Source organism: Pseudomonas maumuensis, assembly GCF_019139675.1.
GTDB lineage: Bacteria > Pseudomonadota > Gammaproteobacteria > Pseudomonadales > Pseudomonadaceae > Aquipseudomonas > Aquipseudomonas maumuensis.
The window spans coordinates 4805524-4832117 of record NZ_CP077077.1 but is presented as its reverse complement, the minus strand read 5'-3'; the positions used below and the strand labels follow the sequence as shown (position 1 = coordinate 4832117).

Genomic DNA, 26594 nt, shown 5'->3' with positions numbered 1-26594 from the left:
CAAGCCGGCTCCCACAGGATCGCGCATGGCTGGAAGCTGGAGCGAACCCTGTGGGAGCCGGCTTGTCGTGGCGACGAACCGCGGCGAAAGGGCCGTGTAACGGCCCCATGACTCAACCCTCAGGCCCTTCCACTCGATTCCGGCCATTGGCCTTGGCCCGGTACAACGCCTCGTCCGCATCACCCAGCAGCGCCGTCAGGTCTTGATGGCTGCCTGGAGTGTGCAGACCAATCCCCACACTGACTGTCACCGACCGCTCGTCATCGCCGAACGGCGGCATCGCCTCGACACTGGCGCGAATGCGCTCGGCCAGCAAACGCGCGCCAGCCAGCTCGGTTTCCGGCAGGACTACCTGGAACTCCTCCCCACCATAGCGCGCCGCCAAGTCTGCGGGGCGGCGGATACACCGCTCGATGGTGGTGGCCACCTCGCGCAGCACATGGTCGCCGCCGGCATGGCCATGGCGCTGGTTGAACGCCTTGAAGTGGTCCACATCCACCATCAGCACCGCCAGCGGCTTGCGGTTGCGCTGGGCGCGCGCCCATTCCTGGCGCAGTACCTGATCCAGGCGGCGGCGGTTGGCAAGGCCGGTGAGGCTGTCGGTGGCGGCTAGGGTGGCCAAACCCAGTTCGGCATCGTGGCGCCGACGCAGTTCGCGGCCCAGCAGCAAGGTCAGCCACAGGATGGCGATGCACAACACGCTGGTGGCTACGCTGACCACGATCGCGGTGCGCCGCCATGACTGGAACACTTCATCGGCCGAATGGGCCACCAGGACGATCAGCGGCAGGTCGGCGACCCGCGCGAAGGTGTAGATGCGTTGGCCTTCATAGACCGTCGAGCGGGCGGTGAAACTGCCGCTGCGCTCGCCGAGGATGCGCTTGAAGTTGGGGCGTTGGCTGAAGCTGGTGCCGATCAGTGGATCCTGTGGCCGGGTCGGCTGGCGCGCCAGCAGCTGGCCATCGGTGTTGAGCAGGTTGATGCTGCTGTCCACGCCGATGTCCAGGCGCTGGAACAGTTCATTGAAATAGGACAGGCGCAGAGCACCGGCGGCCAGGCCCTGGAACTCGCCGTTGGCGCCGGAGATGCGCCGGCTGAAGCTGATGCACCAGTCCAGGTTGCCCAGCCGCGCCTTGAACGGCGGGCTGATCAGCAGGCCCAGGCCCGGGCGGTCGCGGTGGGCCTGGAAGGCCACGGTGTCGGCGAAGTTGGCCTGGCGCGGCACCGCGCTGGTGGAGTCGCCGAGCACGTCGCCCTTGGCATCGAGCCAGAGGATGTCGCCGCGCACCGGGGCGGAGAAGGCCTGGTTGAACAGGATCTGCTGGCGCAGTTTGGTCGGCACGTTGAGCAGCTCGGGGTGTTGCACGGCCCAGATCAGGCCCTTGAGCGACTGATCGTAGAGTTCGACGTTGCGCAGGATGTCGCTTTCGATCAGCTGCACGATGTTGCTCGACGAGCGCATCGCTGATTGCTCGACGCTGTCGCGCTCGCGGGCCAGCAGGTAGCTGACGATGGCCACGATGGCGAGCACGGCAAGGCAGCTGCCCAGGTTGAGGACCAGCTCGGGGTGCGACTTGTACAGGGCGGATCGTGGTGATCGGGTGGGCAACGTCATGCTCGCAACTGCATAAGCCCCGGGATCCATGGGGAGTGGGCCGGAAAGCGGCGGCGGTATTTTAGGCAAGGCGGGATTGTCGGACAAGATCAAAGCGGATTTGCCCGACGGAATTGATTCAGTGGGGGATTTATTTCGGGTATCAGGCGCCGCTTTGCGGCCCATCGCCGGCAAGCCGGCTTCCATACGGCGTACGACATTTCCGAATCTGAAACCAAGTGCTTCAGTCGCGCTGTGCTTGCGACCTATCCTACGCGGCTGCCAGAAGGAGCTGGATAGGCCGGGAAATGCATCAGGGCTAACGTCGTTGGGTCGCCAAATTTGGTGACCGGGTGTGAGAACCTGACGATATGTCTTTCGGCCACTCAATGGCAGCCGTGTTCGGGCAGACCTTTGGTCTGGCCGGGTTCCATGTCCTCGGTTTCTCACCCCGTGCACGGTTGCCACCTAATCCCGTGAGAAAGGTTCAAGTGGCGATTTCCTCAATCGACATGAGCCATTCAAAATGAAAAAGCTGGTACCTGACCCACCCATCCCCTACATCTCCATCATCGACCATCTGCCCCTCGCCGAAGTCTGGGAGCATGCCGCAGTCCTGATGACCATGATGACCCGCACCTGCGATGTCTACATGGCCTTTCCCGTGGATGAGCGTCCCGAGATCCTGGTGGAGAACATTTCCATCCTCAGCCGGCTGCTGAGCTGCCTGATGGCTCACGCCAGGTCGCTGGAGGTGCAGCCATGAGCGAGCAGCCCGATATGCCCGTCACCGCTGGCGACGAGACCTTCCTGGAATGTTATCGCGTGCTGCCGGGTGTGCCCTTGAGCCGGGCATTCGATGAGCTGTCGGTATTGCAGGATTGCATCCTGCACCTGACCACCGAGGCGGAAATGGAAGGGGACCTGAAAGCAGGGAGTGCGGCGCGGATGCTCAGTGCCATGGCCAAGGCGCTGATCAATGACCTGGAAACAGGACTGAAAAGAAACAGTTGAAGCAGAGCATCGCCGGCAAGCCGGCTCCCACAAAAAATAGCGCTGTACCTGTGGGAGCCGGCTTGCCGGCGAAACGAGGGCGTAGCCCTCGCCCGCGATGATGGATCAGAACACGTTCAGCGGGTAATCCACGATCACGCGGAATTCGTTGTTGTCCTGCTCACCCGAGTACGCCGCGTTGGCCCGATGCGTGGCATAGCGCAGCAGCACCGACAGGTCCTTCATCTGACCCTCCTGGAACACATACTTCAGGTCGAAGTCACGTTCCCAGTGCCGGGCATTCTTGCCGTCCGCGTTGTAGAAGGTATAGAACTCGGTGTCCTGGCTGGCCTTGGTCAGGTCGGCCTTGCCGCGCGAGTACGACAGCGAGGTGCTCAGGCCTGGGATGCCGAGGCCGGCGAAGTCGTAGTCGTACTGCAGCTTCCACGAACGCTCGTTCGGCGCGTTGAAGTCCGAGTACATGCGTGAGTTGTCGAGGAAGATGCTGTCGCCCAGGTTGATGTAGTCGAACGGCGTGTCGCCGTTGACCCGCTGGTAGGCGGCGGTGACGCTGTGGTACCCGGCGGCGACGGTGAAATGCACGCTCCAGGTGTTGTTGTCGATGCTGCCCAGCTTCGATTGCCCGGTGTCCTGGGTGTGATAGAAATGCACGCCCGGGTTCAGGCTGACCAGGTCGTTGACCGCGTAGGTGTAGTCGAAGTCGGCGTAGTACTGGTTCCAGATGTCCTTCAGCTCGGCGGCGTAGAGGTTGGCGGTGACGCCCTCGGTGCCGCTCCACGACGCGCCGGCCCAGCTCAGGTTCTGGCTGTCCTGCTCGGGCGTCTGGTTGCTGTAGTAGGTGTTGATGCGGCGGTGGCCGCTCTGGTTGTACGGCTTGGTGAAGCTGACCTTGCCGCCTTCGAGCATCAGCCCGTCGATGCTGTTGTTGGTCAGCGCGACGCCGCGGAAGGTCTGCGGCAGCATGCGGCTTTCGCCACCGGCGATCACCGGGTTGGTGAGGAACAGGTCACCGGCCTTGAACTCGGTGTCGAAGCCCTTGAGCTTGATCGCTCCGCCGGCGGTGGAGAAGGCGTGACGGGCCTTGTCTTCCGGTGCGCTCGGCAGGATCGAGGTGCCGGCGCGGCCGCCACCGCCGTCGAGCTTGAGGCCGATCATGGCGTGGGCGTCGAGCCCGAAACCGATCACGCCTGGCGTGTAGCCGGACTCGAAGCGCGCCACGGCGCCTTGGCCCCACTCGCGCTTGTCCTTGGTCGAGGCATTCTTCTCGTTGCGGTTGAAGTAGGCATTACGCAAATGCAGGTTCAGTGTGGAGCCTTCGATGAAGCCATCAGCCTTGTCTTCATCGGCCTGTGCGGCCACGGGCATCGTTGCGGCCAATGCAACGAACAACGGGGTGAAACGAAACGCGAAAGACACCGGTACAAACTCCTTTGGTCAAGCGATGGGGCAGTTTTTTATTGTCGTGTCTGCAAGTTCTTATTAGAGACGTAACAGCCAGGCTGAGATTTTCGACGCATAAAAAAAGCCGCTGAAAGGCAGCGGCTTTGAAAGGCTAACATATCGTCACAGGCAGTGCCCATGGTGTAGCCCAGGGAAAACTGGAAACAGCTGACGTGGCCGGTCAACTATCGGCATCGGTTTCGACAGATACCTTGGAAGCGGTCTGCTGTGCGTCTTTAGCCGCATCGGACTGCTGCGCGGCGTAGGCGTCACGCGCCTCCTGGTGAACCGCGGCGAGTTCGGCGTTGCGGGCGACGAAGGCCGGGGATTCTTCCGCCATGGCCAGGGGCGACAACAACAGGGAAGACAGGACGAAGACGCTGGCAATACCCATACTGTTGGACATTTGAAACAACCTTCTTGCGGGGCAAGTGCTAATGGAGACAGGGCTGAAGTTAGTCCTGTAAACAGCGGGGAAACAGAGGCTGTTCAGATAAGCACTGTTGCGTAAAAAGTAATTATCGCAACAAAAACACTCAGACCTTTACCGAAAACCCGCGTAGTTGAGCGCTCGGCAAGTTGATACCGAAGGTATTGGCCCCGGCCTCGCTATGCACGAAAACACTGCCGCCGTGCATCAAGGCGATTGCCTTGACGATGGCCAGGCCCAGTCCGTGGTTGCCGCCGCCACTGTTGGCACGGGCCGCGTCGACCCGATAGAAGCGTTCGAACAGCATCGGCAGGTGTTCGTCGTCGATCGCCGGCCCCGGGTTGCTCACGGCGATGCTGACCTGCTCGTCATCCGCCTCGATGCGCACCTGGATCGCCTGGTGCGGCGCGGTGTGCTGCACGGCGTTGTTCAGCAGGTTGATCAGTGCCCGGCGCAACTGGGCCTTTTCGATGCAGGCCTGGGCATCGCCGCTGACGGTGACGCTGACGTGGGCGTCTTCGAGGATGTAGTCGAGGTAGTCGAGGGTGGTGGCCACTTCCTCGGCCAGTGAGGCCTGGGTCAGGGCGGTGGCCTTGCTGCCCTGGTCGGCGCTGGCCAGGAACAGCATGTCGTTGATGATGCTGCGCAAACGCTCGAGTTCTTCGAGGTTCGATTGCAGCACCTCGAAGTAGTGCTCGGCGCTGCGCCCGCGGGTGAGGGCGACCTGGGTCTGGCCGATCAGGTTGGTCAGCGGCGAGCGCAGTTCGTGGGCGACGTCGGCGTTGAAGGCTTCCAGCTGTGAATAGGCCTGGCTGACCCGGTCCAGGGCTGCGTTGAAGGCGTCGGCAAAGCGGGCCAGCTCGGGTGGCAGGTCGCGGGTCTGCAGGCGGCCGTCCAGGCGCGGCGGGGCCAGGGCCTGGGCTTCGTCGGAGAGGGCGCGCAGTGGCCGCAGGCCAATGCGCGCCACCCAATAGCCAAGTAGCGAAGCCAGTACCACGCCAAAGGCCGCCAGGCCGACGATGGCCACCAACAGGCTGTGCTGGGCATGCCAGAACGTCTCGGTGTCGATGCCGATCAGGAAACGCAGTGGCGGGCGCTCACCCTGTGCCGGCAGGGCGCTGACCAGTACCTTGTACGGATAGGGGCTATCGGCCAGTCGCAGGTCGCGCATGCCCACCGGGCCCTTGGCCAAACCCCGGACTTGCTCGCTGGGGTGGCCATACTCGAAGGCCGGATTGCCGCTCACCACCCAGAAGCGGATACGTCGGTCTTCCTCGCCGAGCAGGTTGAGCTTGTTGTTGATCTTGGCCCAATGCTCAGGAGTGCCATAGCGGTTGAGGGTGGACTCGAGCACGCTGAAGCGCGCGTCCAGCTCGGCCGCCGGCAGCAGGTCGAGGCTGTGGTCGACCTGGCGGTACAGTGCGCTGCCGATCAGCACGAACACGGCCAGAGCCACCAGGGCGAACAGGGCCGACAGGCGCAGGGCAATGGAGTTGCAGGGGGTTGTGCGCAAATGCGTCATCTCCGATTGCCCTTCGCAATTGCGGGGGCGGGTAATGTCGCGCGCTCTACCCACGGTTTTCCAGGACATAGCCCATGCCTCGAATGGTATGCAGCAGCTTGGTGTCGAACGGCCCGTCGAGCTTGGCGCGCAGGCGCTTGATCGCCACTTCGACGACATTGGCGTCACTGTCGAAATTGATGTCCCAGACCAGCTCGGCGATGGCGGTCTTGGACAGGATCTCGCCCTGGCGCCGCGCCAGCACGCTGAGCAGCGAGAACTCCTTGGCGGTCAGGTCCAGGCGCTGGCCGGCCCGGCTGGCCTTGCGCGCCATCAGGTCGATCCACAGGTCGGCGACCTGGATCTGCAACGGTTCATGAATGGCGCTGCGCCGGGTCAGGGCCTGCAGCCTGGCGACCAGTTCGAGGAACGAAAACGGCTTGCCCAGGTAATCGTCGGCACCTTCGCGCAGGCCGTGGATGCGGTCCTCGACCCGCTCGCGGGCGGTGAGCATGATCACCGGCGTCTGCTTGCGCGCCCGCAGCGCGCGCAGCACGCCGTAACCATCGAGGCCGGGCAGCATCACGTCGAGCACGATCACCGCGTAGTCGCCTTCGAGCGCCAGGTGAAGGCCGTCGACGCCGTCGCGCGCCAGGTCGACGGTGAAGCCCTGCTCGGTGAGGCCACGGTGCAGGTAGTCGGCGGTTTTTTCTTCGTCTTCGATGATCAGCACACGCATGGTCTTGTCTCAACTGGCGGTCGGCGCGGGGGCGACGGAGGCCTGGCGGCGGTGGAACAGACGCTCCAGGGCCAAGTATATGACCGGGGTGGTGAACAGCGTCAGGGCCTGGCTCACCAGCAGACCACCGACCACGGCGATGCCCAGCGGTTGGCGTAGCTCGGCACCGGCGCCGAAGCCGAACATCAGCGGTACCGCGCCAAGCAGTGCGGCCAGGGTGGTCATGATGATCGGGCGGAAGCGCACCAGGCACGCCTGGTGGATGGCCTGCTCGGGCGTCATGCCGTGGTTGCGTTGGGCTTCGAGGGCGAAGTCGATGAGCAGGATGCCGTTCTTCTTGACGATGCCGATCAGTAGCACCACGCCGATCAGGCCCATGATGGTGAAGTCCTGGCCCATGGCCCAGAGCAGGATCAGCGCGCCCAGGCCCGCCGAGGGCAGGGTGGAGATGATGGTTAGTGGGTGTACGAAGCTCTCGTAGAGCACGCCGAGGATGATATACACCGCCACCAGCGCGGCAAGAATCAGGTACGGTTGGCTCGACAGCGAGCTCTGGAACGCCTGGGCGGCGCCCTGGAAGTTGCCGGCGATGGAGTCGGGCATGCCCAGTTCGCGCTGGGTGCGTTCGAGGATCCGCACCGCATCGCCCAGGGCCACGCCGGGCGCCAGGTTGAATGACAGGTTGGCCGCTGGGAACAGGCCGTCGTGGCTGATCGACAGGGGCCCGGTGCTGGGCGGCGCGACATGGGCCAGGGCCGACAGCGGCACCATCTCGCCGGACAGCGGCGAGCGCAGGTAGAAGTAGTTGAGGCTCTCGGCCTTGCCGCGCTGACGGGCGTCCAGTTCGAGGATCACCTTGTACTGGTTGGTCTCGGTCTGGAACTCGCTGATCTGCCGCTGGCCGAAGGCATCGTACAGCGCCTGGTCGACGTCGGTGGTGGTCAGGCCGAAGCGCGCGGCGGCCTGGCGGTCGATGTCGATGTGGGTGACGCTGGCGCCCAGCTGCAGGTCGTTGGACAGGTCGCGTAACGCCGGGCTTTCGCGCAGGCGCTCGGTCAGGCGCTGGGTCCACAGGTTCAGCGCCTCGCCATCGTTGCTCTTGAGCACGTACTGGTACTGGGTGCGCGTGGGGCCGGAGCTGAGGTTGATGTCTTGGCCGGCGCGCAAGTACAGGACGATGCCCGGGACCTGGGCGAGTTGGGGGCGCATGCGGTCGATCCATTCGCTGACCGACACATCGCGATCACCTCGGGGCTTGAGGGAAATCCAGAAGCGGCCGTTGGCGATGGTCTGGTTGCTGCCGGTGACGCCGACCGCATGGGAGAAGGCGCGCACCGCCGGGTCGGCGCCGACGATTTTCGCCAGCGCCTGGTGTTTCTCGATCATCGATGAATAGGACACATCCGCCGCGGCCTCGGTGGTGCCGAGGATGAAACCGGTGTCCTGCATGGGGAAGAAACCTTTGGGAATGGCGATGTAGCCTGCAACCGTCAGGGCCAGGGTGACTCCGAACACGCCTAGGGTGATGCGCTGGTGCGCCAGGGCGCGGTCCAAGCCTTTCTCGTACCAGCGCACCAGGCGCTGACCGAGGCCATCCTTGTGTTCATGCTGCGGACGGCGCATGAACAGGGCGGCAAGGGTCGGGGCCAGAGTCAGCGAAACCACCACCGAAATCAGGATGGTGGCGGTGGCGGTCAGGGCGAACTCCTTGAACAGCCTGCCTACCACGCCGCCCATGAACAGCAGCGGAATGAAAGCGGCGATCAGCGAGAGGCTGATGGATACCACGGTGAAGCCGATTTCGCCGGCGCCTTTGAGCGCCGCGGTGCGACTGTCGTCCCCCGCCTCCAGGTGACGGTGGATGTTCTCTACCACCACGATGGCGTCGTCGACCACGAAGCCCACGGCGATGACGATGGCCACCAGGGTCAGGTTGTTGAGGCTGAAGCCGAAAACGTACATCAAGGCGCAAGTGGCGATCAGCGATACGCCGAGCACGCTGGAAACGATGAAGGTCGCCGACAGTTGGCGCAGGAACAGCGCCATCACCCCAATCACCAGTACCACGGCGATGATCAGCGTCAGCTCTACTTCGTGCAGCGAGGAGCGGATGGTCTGGGTACGGTCGTTGAGCACTGACACCTCAACCGACGCCGGTAGCATCTCCTGCAGGCGTGGCAGGGCGTCCATCATCCGGTCCACGGTGTCGACGATGTTGGCGCCGGGCTGGCGGAAGATCACCAGGTTAAGCGCCGGTTTGTCGCCGGACCAGGCCTTGGCGTAGGCGTTCTCGGCGTCGTAGATCACCGTGGCCACGTCGGAAAGGTGTACCGGGGCGCCGTTACGGTAGCTGACGATGAGCCTGGCGTAGTCCTCGGCGTGGAACAACTGGTCGTTGGCGGCGATCGTCGAGACGCTGTGCTCGCCATACAACGCGCCCTTGGCCAGGTTAAGGCTGGTCTGTTGCACCGCCTGGCGGATGTCGGCCAGTGTCAGGCCGATGGCGGCGAGCTTCTCTGGTTGGGCTTGCACGCGGATCGCCGGACGCAGCTGCCCAGTGATGTTGATCAGACCCACGCCGTCGATCTGACTGAGCTGGCGAGCCAGCAAGGTTTCGGCATAGTCGCTCAATTCGTTGCTGGGCATCTGTGTTGAACTGACCGTCAGTACCAGCACCGGGCTGTCGGCCGGGTTGACCTTACGCCAGGTCGGCGGACTGGGCATGTCCTGGGGCAGCCGGGCGGTGGCGGTGTTGATGGCTGCCTGGACTTCCTGGGCGGCGGTGTCGATGTTCTTGTCGAGGGTGAATTGCAGGATCAGGTTGGTCGAGCCCAGGGCGCTGCTGCTGGTCATCTGGGTCATGCCGGGGATGGCGCTGAACTGCACCTCCAGCGGGGTGGCGACCGAAGAGGCCATGGTTTCAGGGCTGGCGCCTGGCAACTGGGCGGTGACCTGGATGGTCGGGAAGTCAGCCTCGGGCAGCGGCGCCACTGGCAGGCGCGGGAAGGCGATGGCCCCCACCAGTACCAGGGCGAAGGTCAGCAGCAGGGTGGCGATGGGGTGGTCTATGCACCAGGCCGAGACGCCGTTGCGGGTGTTCATGGCTGGCTCCTGCTGTCGGCGACTTCGGCGGGGGCTGCGGCATCGGGCACGACTTCCACCGTCGAACCGGGTTTGAGCCGCGATTGGCCATCGAGTACCAGGCGGTCCCCGGCCTTGACCCCGGCGATGACGTTCAATGTGCTGTCCTGGTACACCAGCTTGACCGGCACTGCCGTGACCTTGTCGCCCTCCAGGCGGTAGACGAAGTGGCCGTCGAGGCCGCGTTGCACCACCGGTGGTGGCACCACCAGAGCGCTTTCGTCCACGGCGGTGCGCAGGCGCACACTGACCAGTTGGCCGGGCCACAGGCGGCCGTCCTTGTTGTCGAACTCGGCCTTGACCCGCACCGTGCCCGTGGTGGCCGATACCTGGTTGTCGATCAACGTCAAGTGGCCCCTGGCGAGCAGACTGCGTTCGCCGTCGGCGTCCAGGTAGGTCTCGACTTCGGCGGGTGTGGGTGATTTCAGCAGACCCTGCAGGACCGGGAGTTGTTGTTGGGGCAGGGCGAATGCCACGGCGATAGGGTCGATCTGGGTAACGCTGAACAGGCTCTGGGTGTCGCTGGTGCGCACCAGATTGCCGGGGTCGACGTTGCGGATGCCAACGCGGCCGGTCACCGGCGAGCGGATCTGCGTGTAGCTGAGTTGCACCGCGGCATTGTCGATGGCCGCCTGGTTGCCCTTGATCGTCGCCTGCAACTGGTTCACCAGCGCCTGCTGCTGGTCGAGGGTCTGCTTGGATACGCCGTCATCGGTGCTCAGCAGTTGGTAGCGCTTGAGATTGACGTTGCCCACCTGCAACTGCGCCTGGGTCTGGCCGAGTTGGGCGCGGGCCTGGTCGAGGTTGGCGCGGATCGCCCGGTCATCGAGGGTGGCCAGCAGGTCGCCTTGCCTGACCCACTGGCCTTCCTTGACCAGCACCTGGGTCAGTACGCCCTCGACCTGGGGACGCACCTCGACGCTGTGCAGCGACAGCACCGAGCCGATGGCACTCAAATAGCGTGGAACGTCTTGCTGGGCCACCGCCACCACGCGCACCGGTATGGCGCTGGCGCCGCGGTTGGCCGGCGCTTCGCGGCGCTGTCCCAGCCAGGTGCCGATGGCGACCAACAGAACGAGGACAAGGGCGGTAAGGACGAGGAGGCGGGATGGACGTCGCATCGGGCGGGCACCGTGGCCGAGAGGGCAGGGAAGGTAGTCGGGTGTGAAAGGGTTATAGCGCGCGGACCGGGTCACCAGCGTGACGCCAGGCTGTCATGGCTGTCAGTTTCGATGGGTTGGTGGCCAAGTGCCAATACCCTGCCGTGGATCAATAGTTCGCGGGTGTTTACCCCTAGAGTCGTACGCCCTGCCGATTCTCCCGAACAACAACGAGTGCCTCCGATGAAGTGCAATATGCCTGTTACCGGTCGCGAAGTGGATTACCCCGGTGATGCCAATATCCTGTCCACCACCGACCTGGACAGCCGCATCACCTATGCCAACGAAGATTTCCTGCGGGTCAGCGGTTTCGTGCGCGAGGAACTGCTGGGCAATGCCCACCACATCGTCCGCCACCCCGATATGCCTTCCCAGGCCTTCGCCCAGATGTGGCAGACGCTCAAGGCCGGGCGTTCGTGGATGGGCTTGGTGAAGAACCGCTGCAAGAACGGTGACCACTATTGGGTGAGCGCGTTCGTCTCGCCGATCAGCAGCGGTGGGCAGGTGCTGGAGTACCAGTCGGTGCGGACCAAGCCCGCCGCCGAACAGGTAGCGGCGGCCGAACGTGCCTATGCGCGTTTGCGTGAAGGTCGGCGTGGTTGGCTCGAGCGCCTGCCGGTGCTCGGCTTGGGTACCCGCCTGTCGTTGGCGGTCGGTTCGGTGCTGGCGTTGGTGATGGGCGCTGGGCAGTGGTGGCTGGACGCGCCGCTGTTGGAGTCGGTGCTGGAGGTGGCGGCGGCGATTGGTTTGAGCAGCCTGGCGATCATGTTGTTGCTGCGCCCGTATGAGCGGCTGCGCCAGCAAGCCCAGGCGATCGCCGACAACCCACTCAGCCAGCGACTGTATACCGGTCGGCGTGACGGCCTGGGGCAGATCGAGTTCGCCATGCGCATGCTCAAGGCACAGTTGGGCGCGGTGGTCGGGCGTATCGGTGACACCTCCTCGCGCCTGGCCGGGCACTCGGGCTCGTTGGTCGAGGCCTTGCACAGCAGCCACGCCAACAGCCTCGAGCAACAGAGCGAAGCCGACCAGGTGGCCACGGCGATCCACCAGATGAGCGCCAGTGTCGCCCAGGTGGCCAGCAGCGCGCAGATGGCGGCGATGGCGGCCGACCAGGCCGAGGACGAGACCCAGTCCGGGCACCGACTGGTCGACCGCAATCGCTGCGCGATCCAGGACCTGGCCGGCTCGCTGGTGGAGGCCAGCGAGGTGATCCAGCAACTGGAGAACCACAGCAGCGAGATTTCCGGGGTGCTCGACGTGATCCGCGGCATCGCCGAGCAGACCAACCTGCTGGCCCTCAACGCCGCCATCGAGGCGGCGCGTGCGGGCGACCAGGGGCGGGGGTTCGCGGTGGTCGCCGACGAGGTGCGTGGCCTGGCCCAGCGCACCGCGCAGTCGACCCACGATATCCAGCGCATGATCGGCGCCCTGCAGGACGGTGCCCGCGCGGCGGTGCAGGTGATGCAGCAGAGCAGCGCCCATGCCGGGCACAGCGTCGAGCAGGCGCAACTGGCCAGCGATGCGCTGGACAGCATCAGCGTGCGGGTCAACCAGATCAACGAGATGAGCCTGCAGATCGCCGCGGCGGTGGAGCAGCAGAGCCAGGTCAGCGAGAACATCAACCGCAACATCACCAGCATCCGCCAGGCCAGCGAGGCGACGGTGAGCGTCGGGCAGCGCAGCCACAGCAGCGCCAGTGATGTGGCGGACCTGGCCAAGGACCTAAGGCGTCTGGCGGATGAGTTCTGGCGGCGCTTGTAGGAGCGGCTTTAGCCGCGATGCGGGCAACGCCGTTGTGGCACCCGCTTCGCGGGTGATCGCGGCTGAAGCCGCTCCTACAAATGGCTTAGAAACCGATGAACGCATAGTAGACCGGCGCTTCGCCCGTCACCTGTAGCCGATGTTCCTGTAGACCGGCCGCAAGCGCCTCGTCCTGTACATGCACCGCCCACGGTCCATCGACCGCCTGTGGCGCCTGCTCCAGCACCGAGGCAAATGCCGCCATGTCCGGCAACCAGGCAGTAAACCCATTGCCCTTCAGCGCACTGGTGGTCATCCCCAGCGCCTGACAGATCGCCACCTTGGCCGCGATATCGTCGCGGTCCGCCTGGCGTGAGGCCTCGATCAGGGCACGCAGCGCCTCATCCACCGGCAGACTGCCGTGAATCAGCTGCGGCCCTTGCGTCCAGGCTTCGGGCGGACAGTCCTTGTTTTCCGGGCGCAACGGCAGGTGTGGGTTGATCTCCGCCGGGTAGATGCGACAGACCAGCGGTCGGCTTTCATAGATGCCGCACAGGTCATTGTCATCGAGGTTGCGGCAGCGCCCGGGGTTGAATGCGGCGAAGGTTATCGACACCTGCAACTGTCCGGCGCCGCACGGCACCGGGTGCGAACGGCGCAGCACATGCTCACGCTGGTCGGTCGGCATGCCGGGGCCATCGGCGAGAAAACCTTCGATCAGCACCACCACCTGGCCGCCGGAGATCGCCCACTGCTGGGCCTCGGCAAGGGTCAGCGGTACGTGATGGCCGGTGCAGCATTTGCCGCAACCCGTGCAGGCGAATCGAATGCTGTCGCTCATCGCTTGCCGGCTTCCCATTCGGTGACGAAGGCTTGCTGACGCTGGCGGTCATAGAGGCACAACTCGGTGCCGGTGCGGTTCTGCATGTGCTTCTGGGGGTAGCTGCCCTCGATCAGCAGCGCACTGTAACCGACCTGGTCGTCGAATTCGGCGGGCTTGCCCAAGGCATGGGCATCCTTGAACTGGCTGGCGGCCAGGCAGGCCTTGAGCATGTGCTGGCGCTGGTCGCTCCAGGCCTGGTTGCTCGAAGCGTGGGCTGCGCCGCTGGCGAGGGCGCAAAGGATCAGGAGCGAATTGAGAACTTTCATACGCGACACCGGCAATGGACCTGCGAAGGGCGCGAATTATGCCCGAACCCTTTTCTTCATCAAGTCAGGAAAATCCTGACTTGATATGTCAGTGCTCGGCAAACACCACCGCCCGCGCTGCCGTCACCAGGCAGTTGGTCAGCTCCGGCGAGGAGAACTTGGTGAGGATGGCATTGGCCCCGGCCAGTTTGGCCTTGTCACCGCTCATCGCGCTGTCCAGCGAGGTGTGCAGCAAAATATAGAGATGCTGGAAATCCGGTGTTTCGCGCAGGGTGCGAGTGAAGGCGAAGCCATCCATCTCGGACATCTCGATGTCGGAGACGATGATGTTGATCTCTCTTTCGGTGCCTTGCAGCTCCAGCAGCACATTGATCGCATCCTTGGCGCTGCGCGCGGTGTGGCACTCGATGCCAAGGTTGCGCAGGGTATGCACCGACTGCTGCAGCGCGACCTGGCTGTCGTCCACCACCAGGATGTTGGCGGCGGCCAGCAGGCTCGCATCTTCTTCGCTGACTTCCCCTGGGTGTGGTTCGTGGGGCGGCGGGGCGATGCCATGGATGACCTTCTCGATATCCAGCACCTGCACCAGGGTGTTGTCGACCCGGGTGACGCCGGTAATGAACGAGCGATTGCCCGAGCCGTAGGGCGGCGGCTTGATGTCGGTGCTCAGGCAATGGACGATACGGCTCACCGCTTGCACGTGCAGGCCCTGGCGCGAGCGGCTGATCTCGGTGACGATCAGGCAGCCGCCGTCGGGGTCGGCCAGGGGCATTTCGCCGATGGCGCGGGACAGGTCGATCACCGACAGCGAGTTGCCGCGCAGGGTGGCGACGCCTTTGACGTGCGGGTGGGACTCCGGCAGCTTGGTCAGCGGCGGGCAGGGGATGATCTCGCTGACCTTGAGCAGGTTGATAGCCATCAGCTTGCCGCTGCGCAGGGTGAACAGCAGCAGGGACAGCGAGTCCGCGCGGGCTTTTTGCGTGGCCATGGACAACCTTCGCTATGAATGAGGGGGAGGATGCCGGGTTATCGGCTTTCTGGCGCCAGGCTTTAGCTTAGTTTGCTATTGGATCTGCAGTGGGGTCGCTTTGCGACCCTTTCGCCGGCTGTGCTGAGCTCAGCCAAGCGCCATCCCTGTGGGAGCCGGCTTGCCGGCGAATGGGCTGCGAAGCGGCCCCATCAGCGCAGCCCCAATCGTTTGGCCAACCGACTCAGGTTGGCCCGATCCAACCCCAACTCGCGAGCTGCGGCTGCCCAGTTGTCCTGGTGACGATCCAGGCACGCTTCGACGATCTGCCGTTGATAATCATCCACCGCCTCGCGCAGCCCACCCTCGGGCAATGGCGCGTCAGCCGACGGTGCCTCGGTTTCTACCCGAGTAGTCGGTGCCACATTGCGTAGATCGAGGTCAGCCGCCTCCAAAGTGAGGATCTTCGGCCGCCGCCCGTGCTGCCCCAGCGCCTTGAGGGCCGAGCGACCGATCAGATGTTCCAGTTCGCGCACGTTGCCCGGCCAGCCGTACGCCAGCAGGGCGGCCTGGGCATCGGTGGACAGGCGCAGGCTGCCCAGGCCCAGGCGCGCGCGGTTCTGTTCGAGGAAAAAACCCGCCAGCAACAGCACGTCGCGGCCTCGCTCGCGCAGGGGCGGAACCTGCAGCGGGTAGACGCTCAGCCGGTGGTAGAAGTCGGCGCGGAAGTTGCCATTGCGCACCTCTTCGGCCAGGTCGCGGTTGGTCGCGGCGATCAGGCGCACATCGACCTGATGGTCGCGGTCCGACCCCAGGCGTTGCAACTGCCCGCTCTGCAGCACCCGCAACAGCTTGGCCTGCACCGCCAAGGGCAGCTCGCCGACCTCGTCGAGGAACAGCGTGCCACCGTTGGCCAGCTCGAACTTGCCGCGGCGTTCGCCGTGGGCGCCGGTGAAGGCGCCGCGCACATGGCCAAACAGTTCGCTTTCCACCAAGGTGTCGGGCAGGGCGGCGCAATTGAGGCTGACCATCGGCTTGCTGGCGCGCTGGCTGGCATGGTGCAAAGCCTGGGCCACCAACTCTTTGCCCACACCGGTCTCGCCGGTGATCAGCACGGTCAGGTCGCTGCCGCCGACCAGGCGGATTTCCTCGACCAAGCGCTTGTGCGCCTTGCTCTGGCCGATCAGCTCGCGGTCTTGGCCGCTGGCCTGGCGATATACCTCGGCGCGCTGGTGTTCGTCCTCGGCGCGCAGGGCCAGGTGCTCGATGCGCTCGGCCACGGTCACCGTGGCGGCGGCGAGGCTGGCGAAGGCCTGCAGGGCGTCGAGTTCGAGGCTCTGGAACTGGCCGGCGGCGAGCGCGTCGAGGGTCAGCAGGCCCCACGGGCGTTCGTCGACCATCAGCGGGCAACCCATGCAGTCGTGGACCTCGAGATCCACATGGGCGGCGTCGACCAAGCCGTCGTAAGGGTCGGGCAGCGGGCTGTCGCTGGGAAAGCGGGTGGGTTCGGGGCGGCTGAGCAGGGCCTGGAAGCGCGGGTGCTCGCTGACCCGGAAGCGTCGGCCCAGGGTGTCCGCCGACAAGCCATCCACCGCCAGCGGCACCAGCCATTCACCGTCCAGGCGCAGTAGCGCCGCGGCATCGCACGGCAGCAGGCCGCGCATGGCCTGCAGTAGCCGGCGGTAGCGTTCCTGGTCGGGGAGGTCGCGGGACAAGTCGCTCACCAGGGGGAGGAGGGCGGTGAGCAGGGGCTTTGCAGTCATATGGACTCCTGTTGGTCGGAATGACTATACGCCTGAGTGTGTCCTTTTGACATCGATCAATGAAAACCCCCGGTTTTACTGAGGTTCGAAGTTGGCACGATTGCTGAAATGGTCTACGCAACCATTCGAAGCCACAGGCTCAGGAGTTGTCGTAATGCTCAATGCCGAACAGCGTGCAATCATCAAAGCCACCGTGCCCCTGCTGGAAAGCGGTGGCGAGGCCCTGACCACCCACTTCTACAAACTGATGCTCAGCGAGTACCCCGAGGTACGCCCGCTGTTCAACCAGGCCCACCAGGCCAGCGGCGACCAGCCGCGTGCCCTGGCCAACGGCGTGCTGATGTACGCCCGGCATATCGACCAGCTCGAGCAGCTGGGTGGCCTGGTCGGGCAGATCATCAACAAGCACGTCGCCTTGCAGATTCTCCCTGAACACTACCCGATCGTCGGCAGCTGCCTGCTGCGCGCGATCGAGGAAGTGCTGGGCAAAGAGATCGCCACCGCCGAGGTGATCGCCGCCTGGGCGGCGGCCTACGGCCAGCTTGCCGAGATCCTCATCGGCGCCGAGGAGAACCTGTACAAGCAGAAGGAAGAGGCCGCCGGCGGCTGGCGCGGCACTCGCGAATTCCGCCTGGTGCGCCGCGAGCAGGAAAGCCGCGAGATCGTCTCGTTCTACTTCGCTCCGGTCGATGGCAAGCCGGTGCTCAAGGCCGAGCCGGGCCAGTACATCGGCTTGAAGCTGGAGATCGATGGCCAGGAGCAGCGCCGCAACTATTCGCTGTCGGCCCTGTGCGACGGTGAGCAGTACCGCATCAGCGTCAAGCGCGAGGCGGGCGGCAAGGTCTCCAACTACCTGCATGATGGCTTGATGGTCGGCGATACCCTGCAACTGTTCCCGCCTTCCGGTGATTTCACCCTGGTCGCCAGCGAAAAGCCGCTGGTGCTGATCAGCGGCGGCGTGGGCATCACGCCGACCCTGGCCATGCTTGAAGCGGCGCTCGAGACAGAACGCCCGGTGCATTTCATCCATTGCGCGCGCAACGGCGCGGTGCATGCCTTCCGCGACTGGATCGATGGCCTGGCGGCGCGCCACCCGCAACTCAAGCGCTTCTACTGCTACGCCGAGGAGGATGGCAGCCAGGCCGCCGATGCGGTGGGCCTGCTGGACCAGGAGCTGCTGGCCGAATGGCTGCCGCGTGAGCGCGATATCGACGCCTACTTCCTCGGGCCCAAGGGCTTCATGGCGGCGATCAAACGTCAGCTCAAGGGCCTGGGTGTGCCGGAAGGGCAGAGCCGCTACGAGTTCTTCGGGCCGGCTGCGGCGCTGGAGTAAGCGATAGGCCTGGCGGGCCCCATCGCCGGCAAGCCGGCTCCACAGGGTTCAGCGATACCTGTGGGGCCGGCTTGCCGGCGATGGGGCCGGGACAGGCCACGAGTAATTCATCCCAATCGCTGCGGTTCGGCGTTCAGTCGGGCCGCCAGCACACGGATGCTCCCGGCCGTGGGTAATCGAGAACGAAGCGGACGATGGCATTCGGTGCTGTTGGCCTGGCCGAGCGCCGAACCGCAGCGATTGGGCCCAAAGCCGATCTTCTATATAAGGAAGAGATGAATGCGGTTACACCCGCTTTCATCTTTAATCCTCCTTTAATCACTGTATCCTTCACTCCCGGGTGTCGAGGGGCTTGCCCCTGTCTGGCGCTCGGGCTGGCGCATTTTTCATGTCGGCCAGTGAACCGAAACCGACCCGCTCGGTCCTAGGTCATCAGTGGATAGCCGCGCACGCCCCTCCTCGATGCATTCAAAGGTCATCTCCAGCGTGTAGACTGGGCGCCCCTCGGGCAGCCCGCGCTGCCACTCTCCATCGAAGGAATCGGCAATGAACGAACTCTCATCGCGCCTGAATCGGGAACGGCGCTTTCTGGTGCTCCTCGGCGTGATCTGCCTGGCGCTGATCGGCGGCGCCCTGTACATGCAGGTGGTGCTGGGCGAGGCCCCCTGCCCACTGTGCATCCTGCAGCGCTATGCCTTGCTGTTCATCGCCATCTTCGCCTTCATCGCCGCCGCCATGCCCGGGCGCCGCAGCCTGACGTTCTTCGAGGCGCTGGTGGTGCTCAGCGCCATCGGTGGCATCGTTGCCGCCGGCAATCATGTGTATATACTCGCCAACCCGATGGTCAGCTGCGGTATCGACACCTTGCAGCCCATCGTCGACGACCTGCCGCTGGCCAAGCTCTGGCCGCTGGCATTCCAGGTCGATGGTTTCTGCTCCACGCCCTACCCACCGATTCTCGGCCTGTCCCTCGCGCAGTGGGCGCTGGTGGCGTTCGTGCTGACGGCGGTTCTGGTGCCTCTGGGAATCTACCGAAACCGTCGTCGCGCTTAGACCAAAGTCCCGAATTGACCTGGGTCTATTGCGCGGTTGGATAAGCTGCCAAACGCTCCGGATGATTGATCCAGGTCAGCCACCAACCCTTGCGCGACAAGGGTTTCAGGGCTACTAGGCGGGGTGCGACAAACTGTCGCGAAGTTGATTTTTTGACCAGTATTGTTGCGAATCCTGTAAAAGACTGTTGCTCAATAAGTCATAGTCATCGTGGGGCGACCTATCTACAATCGCCCCCAATTTCCGTTCGGCACTGCTTGCGAGTCGCAGGATTGATGGGAGCCGCAGCGCTTTCCATTTGCTGACTTCGACAAGTTTCGCCCAACGGCGATACCGGGCGGACACCCCTCCGCGTTTTCCCGCACCAAATGGACTTGGTCTGAAGTACAGGCCTGTTGCCTACGAAACCATAAGCACCGCCAACCCGCTTGACGCCAAGATCCAGCAGTCGGATCCCTGGCAGGGGCGAGTACGGGCGCCAATTGCCGCACTTGGCAGGACGAAGTGTTGGCTACCAAAACACAAATTGCATTGAAGCAAGCTGATCTAGAGGTCGTGAGATGAGTAAAAAGCGTTACCCCAGACTGTTTGGCATATTGCCCTTTTTAGGCATGCTTTTACTCAGTGGGTGCAACTGGACCCTGCTCGATCCGAAGGGCCAGGTCGGCATTGAGCAGAAGAACCTGATCCTGATCGCCACCGGCCTGATGCTGCTGGTGGTCGTGCCCGTGATCATCATGACCCTGGCGTTCGCCTGGAAGTATCGCGCGTCCAACAAGGCCGCCACCTATACCCCCGACTGGTCGCACTCGACCAAGATCGAGGCCGCGGTGTGGATCATCCCGATCCTGATCATCATCGCCCTGGGTTACTTCACCTACCACTCCACCCACAAGCTGGACCCGTACCGTCCACTGGATTCCGATGTGAAGCCGGTGCAGATCGACGTGGTCGCGCTGGACTGGAAATGGCTGTTCATCTACCCGGAACAGGGCATCGCCACGGTCAACAAGATCGTCTTCCCGGCCAACACCCCGGTCAACTTCCGTGTCACCTCCGACGCCGTGATGAACTCGTTCTTCATCCCGGGCCTGGGTGGCCAGATCTACGCCATGGCTGGCATGACCACCAAACTGCACCTGATCGCCAACGAGAACGGTGAGTTCGACGGTATCTCCGCCAACTACAGCGGCGCCGGCTTCACCGGTATGAAATTCAAGGCTGTTGCCACCTCCCAGGCCGACTTCGATGCATGGGTCGCCGAGGTGAAGGCTTCGCCGAAGAAACTGGACCAGGCCGAATATGACGCCTTGGCCAAAGCAAGCGAAAACAACCCAGTCGCGCTGTACAGCGAGGCTCAGGCTGACCAGTTCCAGCGCATCGTCGACAAGTACGAAGGCATGAACCGCGGTCGTCCGAACCACGAAGAAGCAGGCAGCAAAGACCTGGCCACTACCAAGGGTGTGGAATCGAGTATGCAACCAGCTGCCGGTGCAGAGGAGTAAGAGATGTTCGGTAAATTAACTCTGGAGGCGATACCGTATCACGAGCCGATAGTCATGGTGACGCTTGCCATGATCGCGCTCGGTGGTATCGCTGTCGTTGGTGCCATCACCTATTTCCGCAAGTGGACCTACTTGTGGACCGAGTGGCTGACCACGGTCGACCACAAGAAAATCGGCGTGATGTACATCATCGTCGCTATGGTCATGCTGCTGCGCGGCTTCGCCGACGCCATCATGATGCGTACCCAGCTGGCCGCCGCCACCGGTGGCTCCGAAGGCTATCTGCCGCCTGAACACTATGACCAGATCTTCACCGCCCACGGTGTGATCATGATCATCTTCATGGCGATGCCGTTCTTCACCGGCCTGATGAACCTTGCGGTTCCTCTGCAGATCGGTGCACGTGACGTTGCCTTCCCGTTCCTGAACTCCCTGAGCTTCTACCTGCTGCTGGCAGGCGTGCTGCTGGTCAACATCTCGCTGGGCGTTGGTGAATTCGCCAAGACCGGCTGGGTTGCCTATCCGCCGCTCGCGGGTATCCAGTACAGCCCTGGGGTGGGTGTCGACTACTACATCTGGGCGCTACAGCTATCAGGTCTGGGTACGACGCTTACCGGCGTGAACTTCCTCGTCACCGTGATGAAGATGCGCGCCCCTGGCATGAAGCTGATGGACATGCCGATCTTCACCTGGACCTGCACCTGGGCCAACGTGCTGATCGTCGCTTCGTTCCCGATCCTGACCGCCGCACTCGCACTGCTGACTGTTGACCGTTATCTGGACTTCCACATCTTCACCAACGAGCTTGGTGGGAACCCGATGATGTACGTCAACCTGTTCTGGGCGTGGGGTCACCCTGAGGTCTACATCCTGATCCTGCCGGCCTTCGGCGTGTTCTCGGAAGTCACCTCGACCTTCGCAGGCAAGCGCCTGTTCGGTCACCACTCGATGATCTACGCATCGGGCGCGATCGCCATCCTGGGCTTCGCGGTCTGGCTGCACCACTTCTTCACCATGGGTGCCGGCGCCAGCGTCAACACCTTCTTCGGCCTGGCGACGATGCTGATCTCCATTCCGACCGGTGTGAAGCTGTTCAACTGGCTGTTCACCATCTACCAGGGCCGTCTGCGCTTCACCGCGCCGATCATGTGGACCCTGGGCTTCATGGTCACCTTCTCCATCGGTGGCATGACCGGCGTTCTGCTGGCTGTTCCAGGTGCCGACTTCGTTCTGCACAACAGCCTGTTCGTGATCGCCCACTTCCACAACGTGATCATCGGTGGCGCGGTATTCGGCTACATCGCCGGCTTCGCCTTCTGGTTCCCGAAAGCCTTCGGTTTCACCCTGAACGAGAAGTGGGGCAAGGCTGCCTTCTGGTTCTGGATCTCCGGCTTCTACGTAGCGTTCATGCCGCTGTACGCCCTGGGCTTCATGGGCATGACCCGTCGTCTGAACCACTCCGACAACCCGCTGTGGGAACCCTACCTGTACGTAGCCGTGGTCGGCGCCGTGCTGATCCTGTTCGGTATCGCTTGCCAGCTGATCCAGATCTACGTCTCGGTTCGCGATCGCAAGGACAACATGGACGTCACCGGCGACCCATGGGGCGGCCGTACTCTGGAATGGTCGACCTCGTCGCCACCTCCGTTCTACAACTTCGCCCACATGCCTGAGCACGTTGGCCTGGACGCCTGGCACGAAGCCAAGCAAGCCGGCGCCGCCTACAAGGCTCCGGCCAAGTACGAAGCGATCCACATGCCGAGCAACACCTCCACCGGTCTGTTCATGGGTCTGTTGCTGACCGTGTTCGGCTTCGCCTTCATCTGGCACATCTGGTGGCTGGTGGGTGCGAGCCTGGTTGCGACCATCGCTGTCTTCGTTCGCCACGCCGCGCGTGACGACCAGGGCTACATGGTGCCGGCCGAAGAAGTGGCGCGCATCGAAGGCGAGCGCATGAAAGCGCTGGCCAACGCTGGTGCACTGCCTGCCGGCGGCGCACGTGTCGAATCGTTTGAACGGGTGTAATCAATGTCCAGTCAAGTAATCCACGGTGGCGCGCATGGTCATGACCATGCGCACGATGACCACCACCACGACTCGGGCCAGATGACCGTACTCGGTTTCTGGCTGTACCTGATGACCGACTGCATCCTGTTTGCGTCGCTCTTCGCCACCTACGCGGTGCTGTCCGGCGGTTTCGCCGGCGGCCCGTCGGGTCACGACATCTTCCAGCTCGACTTCGTGCTGGTCGAAACCGCGTTCCTGCTGCTGTCCTCGATCACCTTCGGCTTCGCCATGCTGAAGATGTTCGCCGGCAACAAGGCAGGTGTACTGGGCTGGTTGGCTGTGACCTTCCTGTTCGGTGCAGGCTTCATCGCGATGGAAATCTATGAGTTCCATCACCTGATCGCCGAAGGCTACGGCCCGCAGCGCAGTGGCTTCCTGTCGGCGTTCTTCGCGCTGGTCGGTACCCACGGCCTGCACGTGACCGCCGGTCTGATCTGGATGGCAATCATGATGTACCAGATCAACAAGCACGGCATCACGCCGACCGCCAAGACCCGCATGAGCTGCCTGAGCCTGTTCTGGCACTTCCTCGACGTGGTCTGGATCTGCGTGTTCACCGTCGTCTACCTGCTGGGGGTTCTGTAATGGCTAGCGCACACGACACTCATCACGAAGGCAATCACGGTAGCGTGAAGTCCTACATGATCGGCTTCGTACTGTCGATCATCCTGACCGCGATCCCGTTCGGCCTGGTGATGTACCCAAGCCTGCCGAAGAACCTGACCGTCCTGATCGTGGTGGCCATGGCCGTCATCCAGGTGGTGGTACACCTCGTGTACTTCCTGCACATGGACCGCTCGAAAGAGCAGCGCTCCAACGTGTCGACGTTCCTGTTCACCGTTCTGGTAATTGCACTGCTGGTCGGCCTGTCGCTGTGGATCATGTTCAGCATCCACTTCGAAATGCTGGCCAAGTGAGGTAAGACTGCATGTCCGTGAAGCACTTTATCCAAATCACCAAACCGGGGATCATTTTCGGTAACGTGCTTTCCGTGGCAGGCGGTTTCTTCCTTGCCGCCAAGGGGCATGTGGATTTCGCCCTGTTCCTGGCGGTGGTGATCGGTACGTCCCTGGTGGTCGCGTCCGGATGCGTGTTCAACAACTGCATCGACCGTGACATCGACCACAAGATGGAGCGCACCAAGAACCGCGTCATGGTCCAGGGCGGCATGTCGCTGCCCCTGGCGCTGATCTACGCCACCCTGCTCGGGGTGGCGGGTTTCAGCTTGCTGTATGTCCAGGCCAACCCGCTGTCGGCGTTCTGCGCCCTGGTTGGCTTCGTGGTCTACGTCGGCTTCTACAGCCTGTGGCTCAAGCGCAAATCGGTGCATGGCACCCTGGTCGGCAGCCTGTCCGGTGCCATGCCTCCGGTGATCGGCTACTGCGCGGTGAGCAACAGCTTCGACCTGGCCGCGTTCACCCTGCTGGTGATGTTCAGCCTGTGGCAGATGCCGCACAGCTTCGCCATCGCCATCTTCCGCTTCAAGGACTACAGCGCCGCCAACATCCCGGTCCTGCCGGTGGCGCGCGGTATCCTCGCGGCGAAGAAGCAGATCGTGCTGTACGTGCTGGCCTTCGTCCTCGCCACCCTGATGCTGACCCTCGGCGGTTACGCCGGCCTGGGTTATCTCGCCGTGGCGGCCGCCATGGGCCTGTACTGGCTGTACATGGCCTGGGGCGGCTACAAGGCCGAGGACGACAGCAAGTGGGCGCGCAAGGTGTTCGGCTTCTCCATCCTCACCGTCACTGCCCTGAGCGTGATGATGGGCGTGGACAGCCAGACCGCGGCCGACGTGCTGATGACCTACGCACGCTGATACAGCGGGCTGTTACACCAAGAACCCCGGCCATGTGCCGGGGTTTTTTTATGCCTGTGTTCCGGCCTGCGGCTGGGTTGCCTGGTCTGGCCTCATCGCCGGCAAGCCGGCTACCACAAGGGATCGCAAAACCCTGTGGGAGCCGGCTTGCCGGCGATAGGGTCGGGCCTGAAAAATATAAATTCTGTATTTTCGAGTAATCAATCTGAAACGATCTAACAAAACAGGAAATTATCCTTTACGAGAATACTATTTCGGCACTATCTTCTGTTTCGGCCGCCGCAGCGGCCAGCGTCGCTCGGACGGTTCCGGGCGCTTACGTCTTCAGAGGAAACCATGGCCAACCCAGGTTCGCCGCGCCGCTTCGCGCGCATCGATCGTCTCCCCCCTTACGTCTTCAACATCACCGCCGAGCTCAAGATGGCCGCCCGCCGCCGTGGCGAGGACATCATCGACCTGAGCATGGGCAACCCCGACGGTGCCACCCCGCCGCACATCGTCGAGAAGCTGGTGCAGGTCGCCCAGCGTGAAGACACCCATGGCTATTCCACCTCACGTGGCATTCCGCGCCTGCGCCGCGCCATTTCCAACTGGTACAAGGAGCGCTACGAGGTCGACATCGACCCGGAAAGCGAAGCCATTGTCACCATCGGCTCGAAGGAAGGCCTGGCGCACCTGATGCTCGGCACCCTCGACCACGGTGATACGGTCCTGGTGCCCAACCCCAGCTACCCGATCCACATCTACGGCGCGGTGATCGCCGGCGCCCAGGTACGCTCCGTGCCGCTGGTACCGGGCGTGGACTTCTTCAACGAGCTGGAGCGGGCGATCCGCGAATCGATCCCCAAGCCGAAGATGATGATCCTCGGCTTCCCGTCCAACCCCACCGCCCAGTGCGTCGAGCTGGACTTCTTCGAGCGCGTGGTGGCCTTGGCCAAGCAGTACGATGTGCTGGTGGTCCACGACCTGGCCTATGCCGATATCGTCTACGACGGCTGGAAGGCACCGTCGATCATGCAGGTGCCAGGCGCCAAGGACATTGCGGTGGAGTTCTTCACCCTGTCCAAGAGCTACAACATGGCCGGCTGGCGGATCGGCTTCATGGTCGGCAATCCCGAGCTGGTCAGCGCCCTGGCGCGGATCAAGAGCTACCACGACTACGGCACCTTCACCCCGCTGCAGGTGGCGGCCATCGCCGCCCTGGAAGGCGACCAGCAGTGCGTGCGCGATATCGCCGAGCAGTACCGCCAGCGCCGCAACTTGCTGGTCAAGGGGCTGCATGAACTGGGTTGGATGGTCGAGAACCCCAAGGCCTCGATGTACGTGTGGGCGAAGATCCCTGAGCAGTACGCTCACCTGGGGTCGCTGGAGTTTTCCAAGAAGCTGCTGGCCGAGGCCAAGGTTTGCGTGTCGCCGGGGATCGGCTTTGGCGACTACGGCGATGATCATGTGCGATTTGCCCTGATCGAGAACCAGGACCGTATCCGCCAGGCTATTCGCGGGATCCGCCAGATGTTCAGGAGCGATGGACTGACCAGCAGGTAAGCAGGTCCGACCTCATCGCCGGCAAGCCGGCTCCCGCAGGATGGCAGCGGACCCTGTGGGAGCCGGCTTGCCGGCGATGGGTCGGTACAGGCGATATCGATCACGACTTGCAGAGCGCCGATCAGCGGCGATCTTTTTTTGCGTCACCCCTCTTCTCAGCCGTTCGCGCCTGGATTACAAATAGCGCCGCGGGCGCTCGCCCCGATAACAACAACCTCCTTCCCTGGCCATCATGTCCGAACAGAACCCTTGCCTGACCTGCGGCGCCTGCTGCGGCTACTTTCGTGTGTCTTTCTTCTGGGGTGAGTGCCAGTCCGCCGGTGGCCTGGTGCCCGACGACCTGGTCGTGCAGATCAATCCGACCCGCGTCGCCATGATCGGCACCGACGCCAAGCCCTGCCGTTGCGTAAGCCTCGGCGGCGAGATCGGCACGCAAGTGGCGTGCTCGATCTACGAAAATCGTTCAAGCCCGTGCCGCGAGTTCGAGGCATCCTGGGAGAACGGTGAACACAACCCCAGCTGTGACGCTGCTCGGGCGGCCTACGGCCTGCCACCGTTGACGCCGCCGGGCGCTAACGAGCCGCATTGGCCAAACGAGGGAGCAGAGGTCGCCTGAGGAGGGATCTGCCATCCA

23 protein-coding genes and 1 pseudogene are annotated in these 26594 nt (G+C 63.5%); 13 read left to right on the top strand and 11 right to left on the bottom strand.

The genetic code is table 11. The features are described 5' to 3' along the window. Window positions 1-112 precede the first annotated feature (112 nt). On the bottom strand, window positions 113-1609 hold the full coding sequence (locus KSS90_RS21555) for a GGDEF domain-containing protein (protein WP_217869837.1): 1497 nt from the start codon (window positions 1607-1609) through the stop codon (window positions 113-115). Between the two features lie 511 nt (window positions 1610-2120). Between KSS90_RS21555 and KSS90_RS21550 the strand changes: the two genes are divergently transcribed. Then, on the top strand, window positions 2121-2360 hold the full coding sequence (locus KSS90_RS21550; RefSeq protein ID WP_023631630.1) for a hypothetical protein: 240 nt from the start codon (window positions 2121-2123) through the stop codon (window positions 2358-2360). Then, window positions 2357-2608 (top strand): DUF3077 domain-containing protein, encoded by a 252-nt coding sequence (locus tag KSS90_RS21545; RefSeq protein ID WP_102682501.1) that lies wholly within the window; start codon window positions 2357-2359, stop codon window positions 2606-2608. The genes KSS90_RS21550 and KSS90_RS21545 overlap by 4 nt, the downstream gene beginning before the upstream one ends. A gap of 105 nt (window positions 2609-2713) precedes the next feature. Here the strand turns inward: KSS90_RS21545 and KSS90_RS21540 are convergent, their stop codons facing one another. The 6 genes from KSS90_RS21540 to KSS90_RS21515 form a co-directional block, all read right to left on the bottom strand. Continuing rightward, on the bottom strand, window positions 2714-4024 hold the full coding sequence (locus tag KSS90_RS21540) for an OprD family porin (protein WP_217867192.1): 1311 nt from the start codon (window positions 4022-4024) through the stop codon (window positions 2714-2716). Between the two features lie 205 nt (window positions 4025-4229). Beyond that, the gene (locus KSS90_RS21535) at window positions 4230-4454 is read right to left on the bottom strand and encodes a hypothetical protein (protein ID WP_217867191.1); all 225 of its coding nucleotides are present in this window, start codon (window positions 4452-4454) and stop codon (window positions 4230-4232) included. A 130-nt stretch (window positions 4455-4584) separates the two neighbouring features. Then, a complete protein-coding gene (locus KSS90_RS21530) occupies window positions 4585-5991 on the bottom strand; it encodes a heavy metal sensor histidine kinase (RefSeq protein ID WP_437180043.1) in 1407 nt (468 codons plus the stop codon). Window positions 5992-6046: 55 nt separating this feature from the next. Next, complete coding sequence (locus KSS90_RS21525; RefSeq protein ID WP_217867189.1) at window positions 6047-6718, bottom strand: heavy metal response regulator transcription factor; 672 nt, start codon at window positions 6716-6718, stop codon at window positions 6047-6049. A 9-nt stretch (window positions 6719-6727) separates the two neighbouring features. After that, window positions 6728-9820 carry a multidrug efflux RND transporter permease subunit gene (locus KSS90_RS21520; RefSeq protein ID WP_217867188.1) on the bottom strand — a complete coding sequence of 1031 codons (3093 nt, stop codon included), beginning with the start codon at window positions 9818-9820 and terminating at the stop codon, window positions 6728-6730. Then, entirely contained in the window at window positions 9817-10980 is a 1164-nt protein-coding gene (locus KSS90_RS21515; RefSeq protein WP_217867187.1) for an efflux RND transporter periplasmic adaptor subunit, read from the bottom strand. The genes KSS90_RS21520 and KSS90_RS21515 overlap by 4 nt, the downstream gene beginning before the upstream one ends. Window positions 10981-11091: 111 nt before the next feature. On the opposite strand from KSS90_RS21515, the pseudogene KSS90_RS25980 reads away from it, so the two are divergent. Both KSS90_RS25980 and KSS90_RS21510 read left to right on the top strand, forming a co-directional pair. Next, a pseudogene (locus KSS90_RS25980) lies at window positions 11092-11484 on the top strand (PAS domain-containing protein); the annotation flags it as partial. Between the two features lie 210 nt (window positions 11485-11694). Continuing rightward, the gene (locus KSS90_RS21510; RefSeq protein ID WP_437180099.1) at window positions 11695-12783 is read left to right on the top strand and encodes a methyl-accepting chemotaxis protein; all 1089 of its coding nucleotides are present in this window, start codon (window positions 11695-11697) and stop codon (window positions 12781-12783) included. 85 nt (window positions 12784-12868) lie between these two features. Here the strand turns inward: KSS90_RS21510 and KSS90_RS21505 are convergent, their stop codons facing one another. The 4 genes from KSS90_RS21505 to norR form a co-directional block, all read right to left on the bottom strand. Beyond that, window positions 12869-13603: a YkgJ family cysteine cluster protein gene (locus KSS90_RS21505; protein ID WP_217867185.1), complete on the bottom strand. Its 735-nt coding sequence runs from the start codon at window positions 13601-13603 to the stop codon at window positions 12869-12871. After that, a complete protein-coding gene (locus tag KSS90_RS21500) occupies window positions 13600-13911 on the bottom strand; it encodes a hypothetical protein (protein ID WP_217867184.1) in 312 nt (103 codons plus the stop codon). The genes KSS90_RS21505 and KSS90_RS21500 overlap by 4 nt, the downstream gene beginning before the upstream one ends. An 88-nt stretch (window positions 13912-13999) precedes the next feature. Next, the gene (locus KSS90_RS21495) at window positions 14000-14899 is read right to left on the bottom strand and encodes a chemotaxis protein (RefSeq protein WP_217867183.1); all 900 of its coding nucleotides are present in this window, start codon (window positions 14897-14899) and stop codon (window positions 14000-14002) included. Window positions 14900-15090: 191 nt separating this feature from the next. Then, window positions 15091-16641 (bottom strand): nitric oxide reductase transcriptional regulator NorR, encoded by a 1551-nt coding sequence (gene norR, locus KSS90_RS21490; protein WP_217867182.1) that lies wholly within the window; start codon window positions 16639-16641, stop codon window positions 15091-15093. 154 nt (window positions 16642-16795) lie between these two features. On the opposite strand from norR, the gene hmpA reads away from it, so the two are divergent. The 9 genes from hmpA (at window position 16796) to KSS90_RS21445 (ending at window position 26576) form a co-directional block, all read left to right on the top strand. Beyond that, the gene (hmpA, locus tag KSS90_RS21485; protein WP_217867181.1) at window positions 16796-17974 is read left to right on the top strand and encodes an NO-inducible flavohemoprotein; all 1179 of its coding nucleotides are present in this window, start codon (window positions 16796-16798) and stop codon (window positions 17972-17974) included. A 546-nt stretch (window positions 17975-18520) separates the two neighbouring features. Next, on the top strand, window positions 18521-19027 hold the full coding sequence (locus KSS90_RS21480; RefSeq protein ID WP_023629873.1) for a disulfide bond formation protein B: 507 nt from the start codon (window positions 18521-18523) through the stop codon (window positions 19025-19027). A 560-nt stretch (window positions 19028-19587) separates the two neighbouring features. Further along, window positions 19588-20532, top strand: coding sequence for a ubiquinol oxidase subunit II (gene cyoA / locus KSS90_RS21475; protein WP_038707394.1), 945 nt, complete (start codon window positions 19588-19590; stop codon window positions 20530-20532). Between the two features lie 3 nt (window positions 20533-20535). After that, window positions 20536-22557, top strand: coding sequence for a cytochrome o ubiquinol oxidase subunit I (gene cyoB, locus KSS90_RS21470; protein WP_023629874.1), 2022 nt, complete (start codon window positions 20536-20538; stop codon window positions 22555-22557). Between the two features lie 3 nt (window positions 22558-22560). Then, entirely contained in the window at window positions 22561-23184 is a 624-nt protein-coding gene (locus KSS90_RS21465) for a cytochrome o ubiquinol oxidase subunit III (RefSeq protein ID WP_023629875.1), read from the top strand. After that, window positions 23184-23516: a cytochrome o ubiquinol oxidase subunit IV gene (cyoD, locus tag KSS90_RS21460; protein WP_023629876.1), complete on the top strand. Its 333-nt coding sequence runs from the start codon at window positions 23184-23186 to the stop codon at window positions 23514-23516. Before KSS90_RS21465 ends, cyoD begins: the two co-directional genes overlap by 1 nt. Before the next feature lie 11 nt (window positions 23517-23527). Next, a complete protein-coding gene (cyoE, locus tag KSS90_RS21455) occupies window positions 23528-24415 on the top strand; it encodes a heme o synthase (protein WP_023629877.1) in 888 nt (295 codons plus the stop codon). Between the two features lie 336 nt (window positions 24416-24751). After that, the gene (alaC, locus tag KSS90_RS21450; protein ID WP_217867180.1) at window positions 24752-25960 is read left to right on the top strand and encodes an alanine transaminase; all 1209 of its coding nucleotides are present in this window, start codon (window positions 24752-24754) and stop codon (window positions 25958-25960) included. 232 nt (window positions 25961-26192) lie between these two features. Beyond that, entirely contained in the window at window positions 26193-26576 is a 384-nt protein-coding gene (locus tag KSS90_RS21445) for a YkgJ family cysteine cluster protein (RefSeq protein WP_217867179.1), read from the top strand. Window positions 26577-26594: the final 18 nt, after the last annotated feature.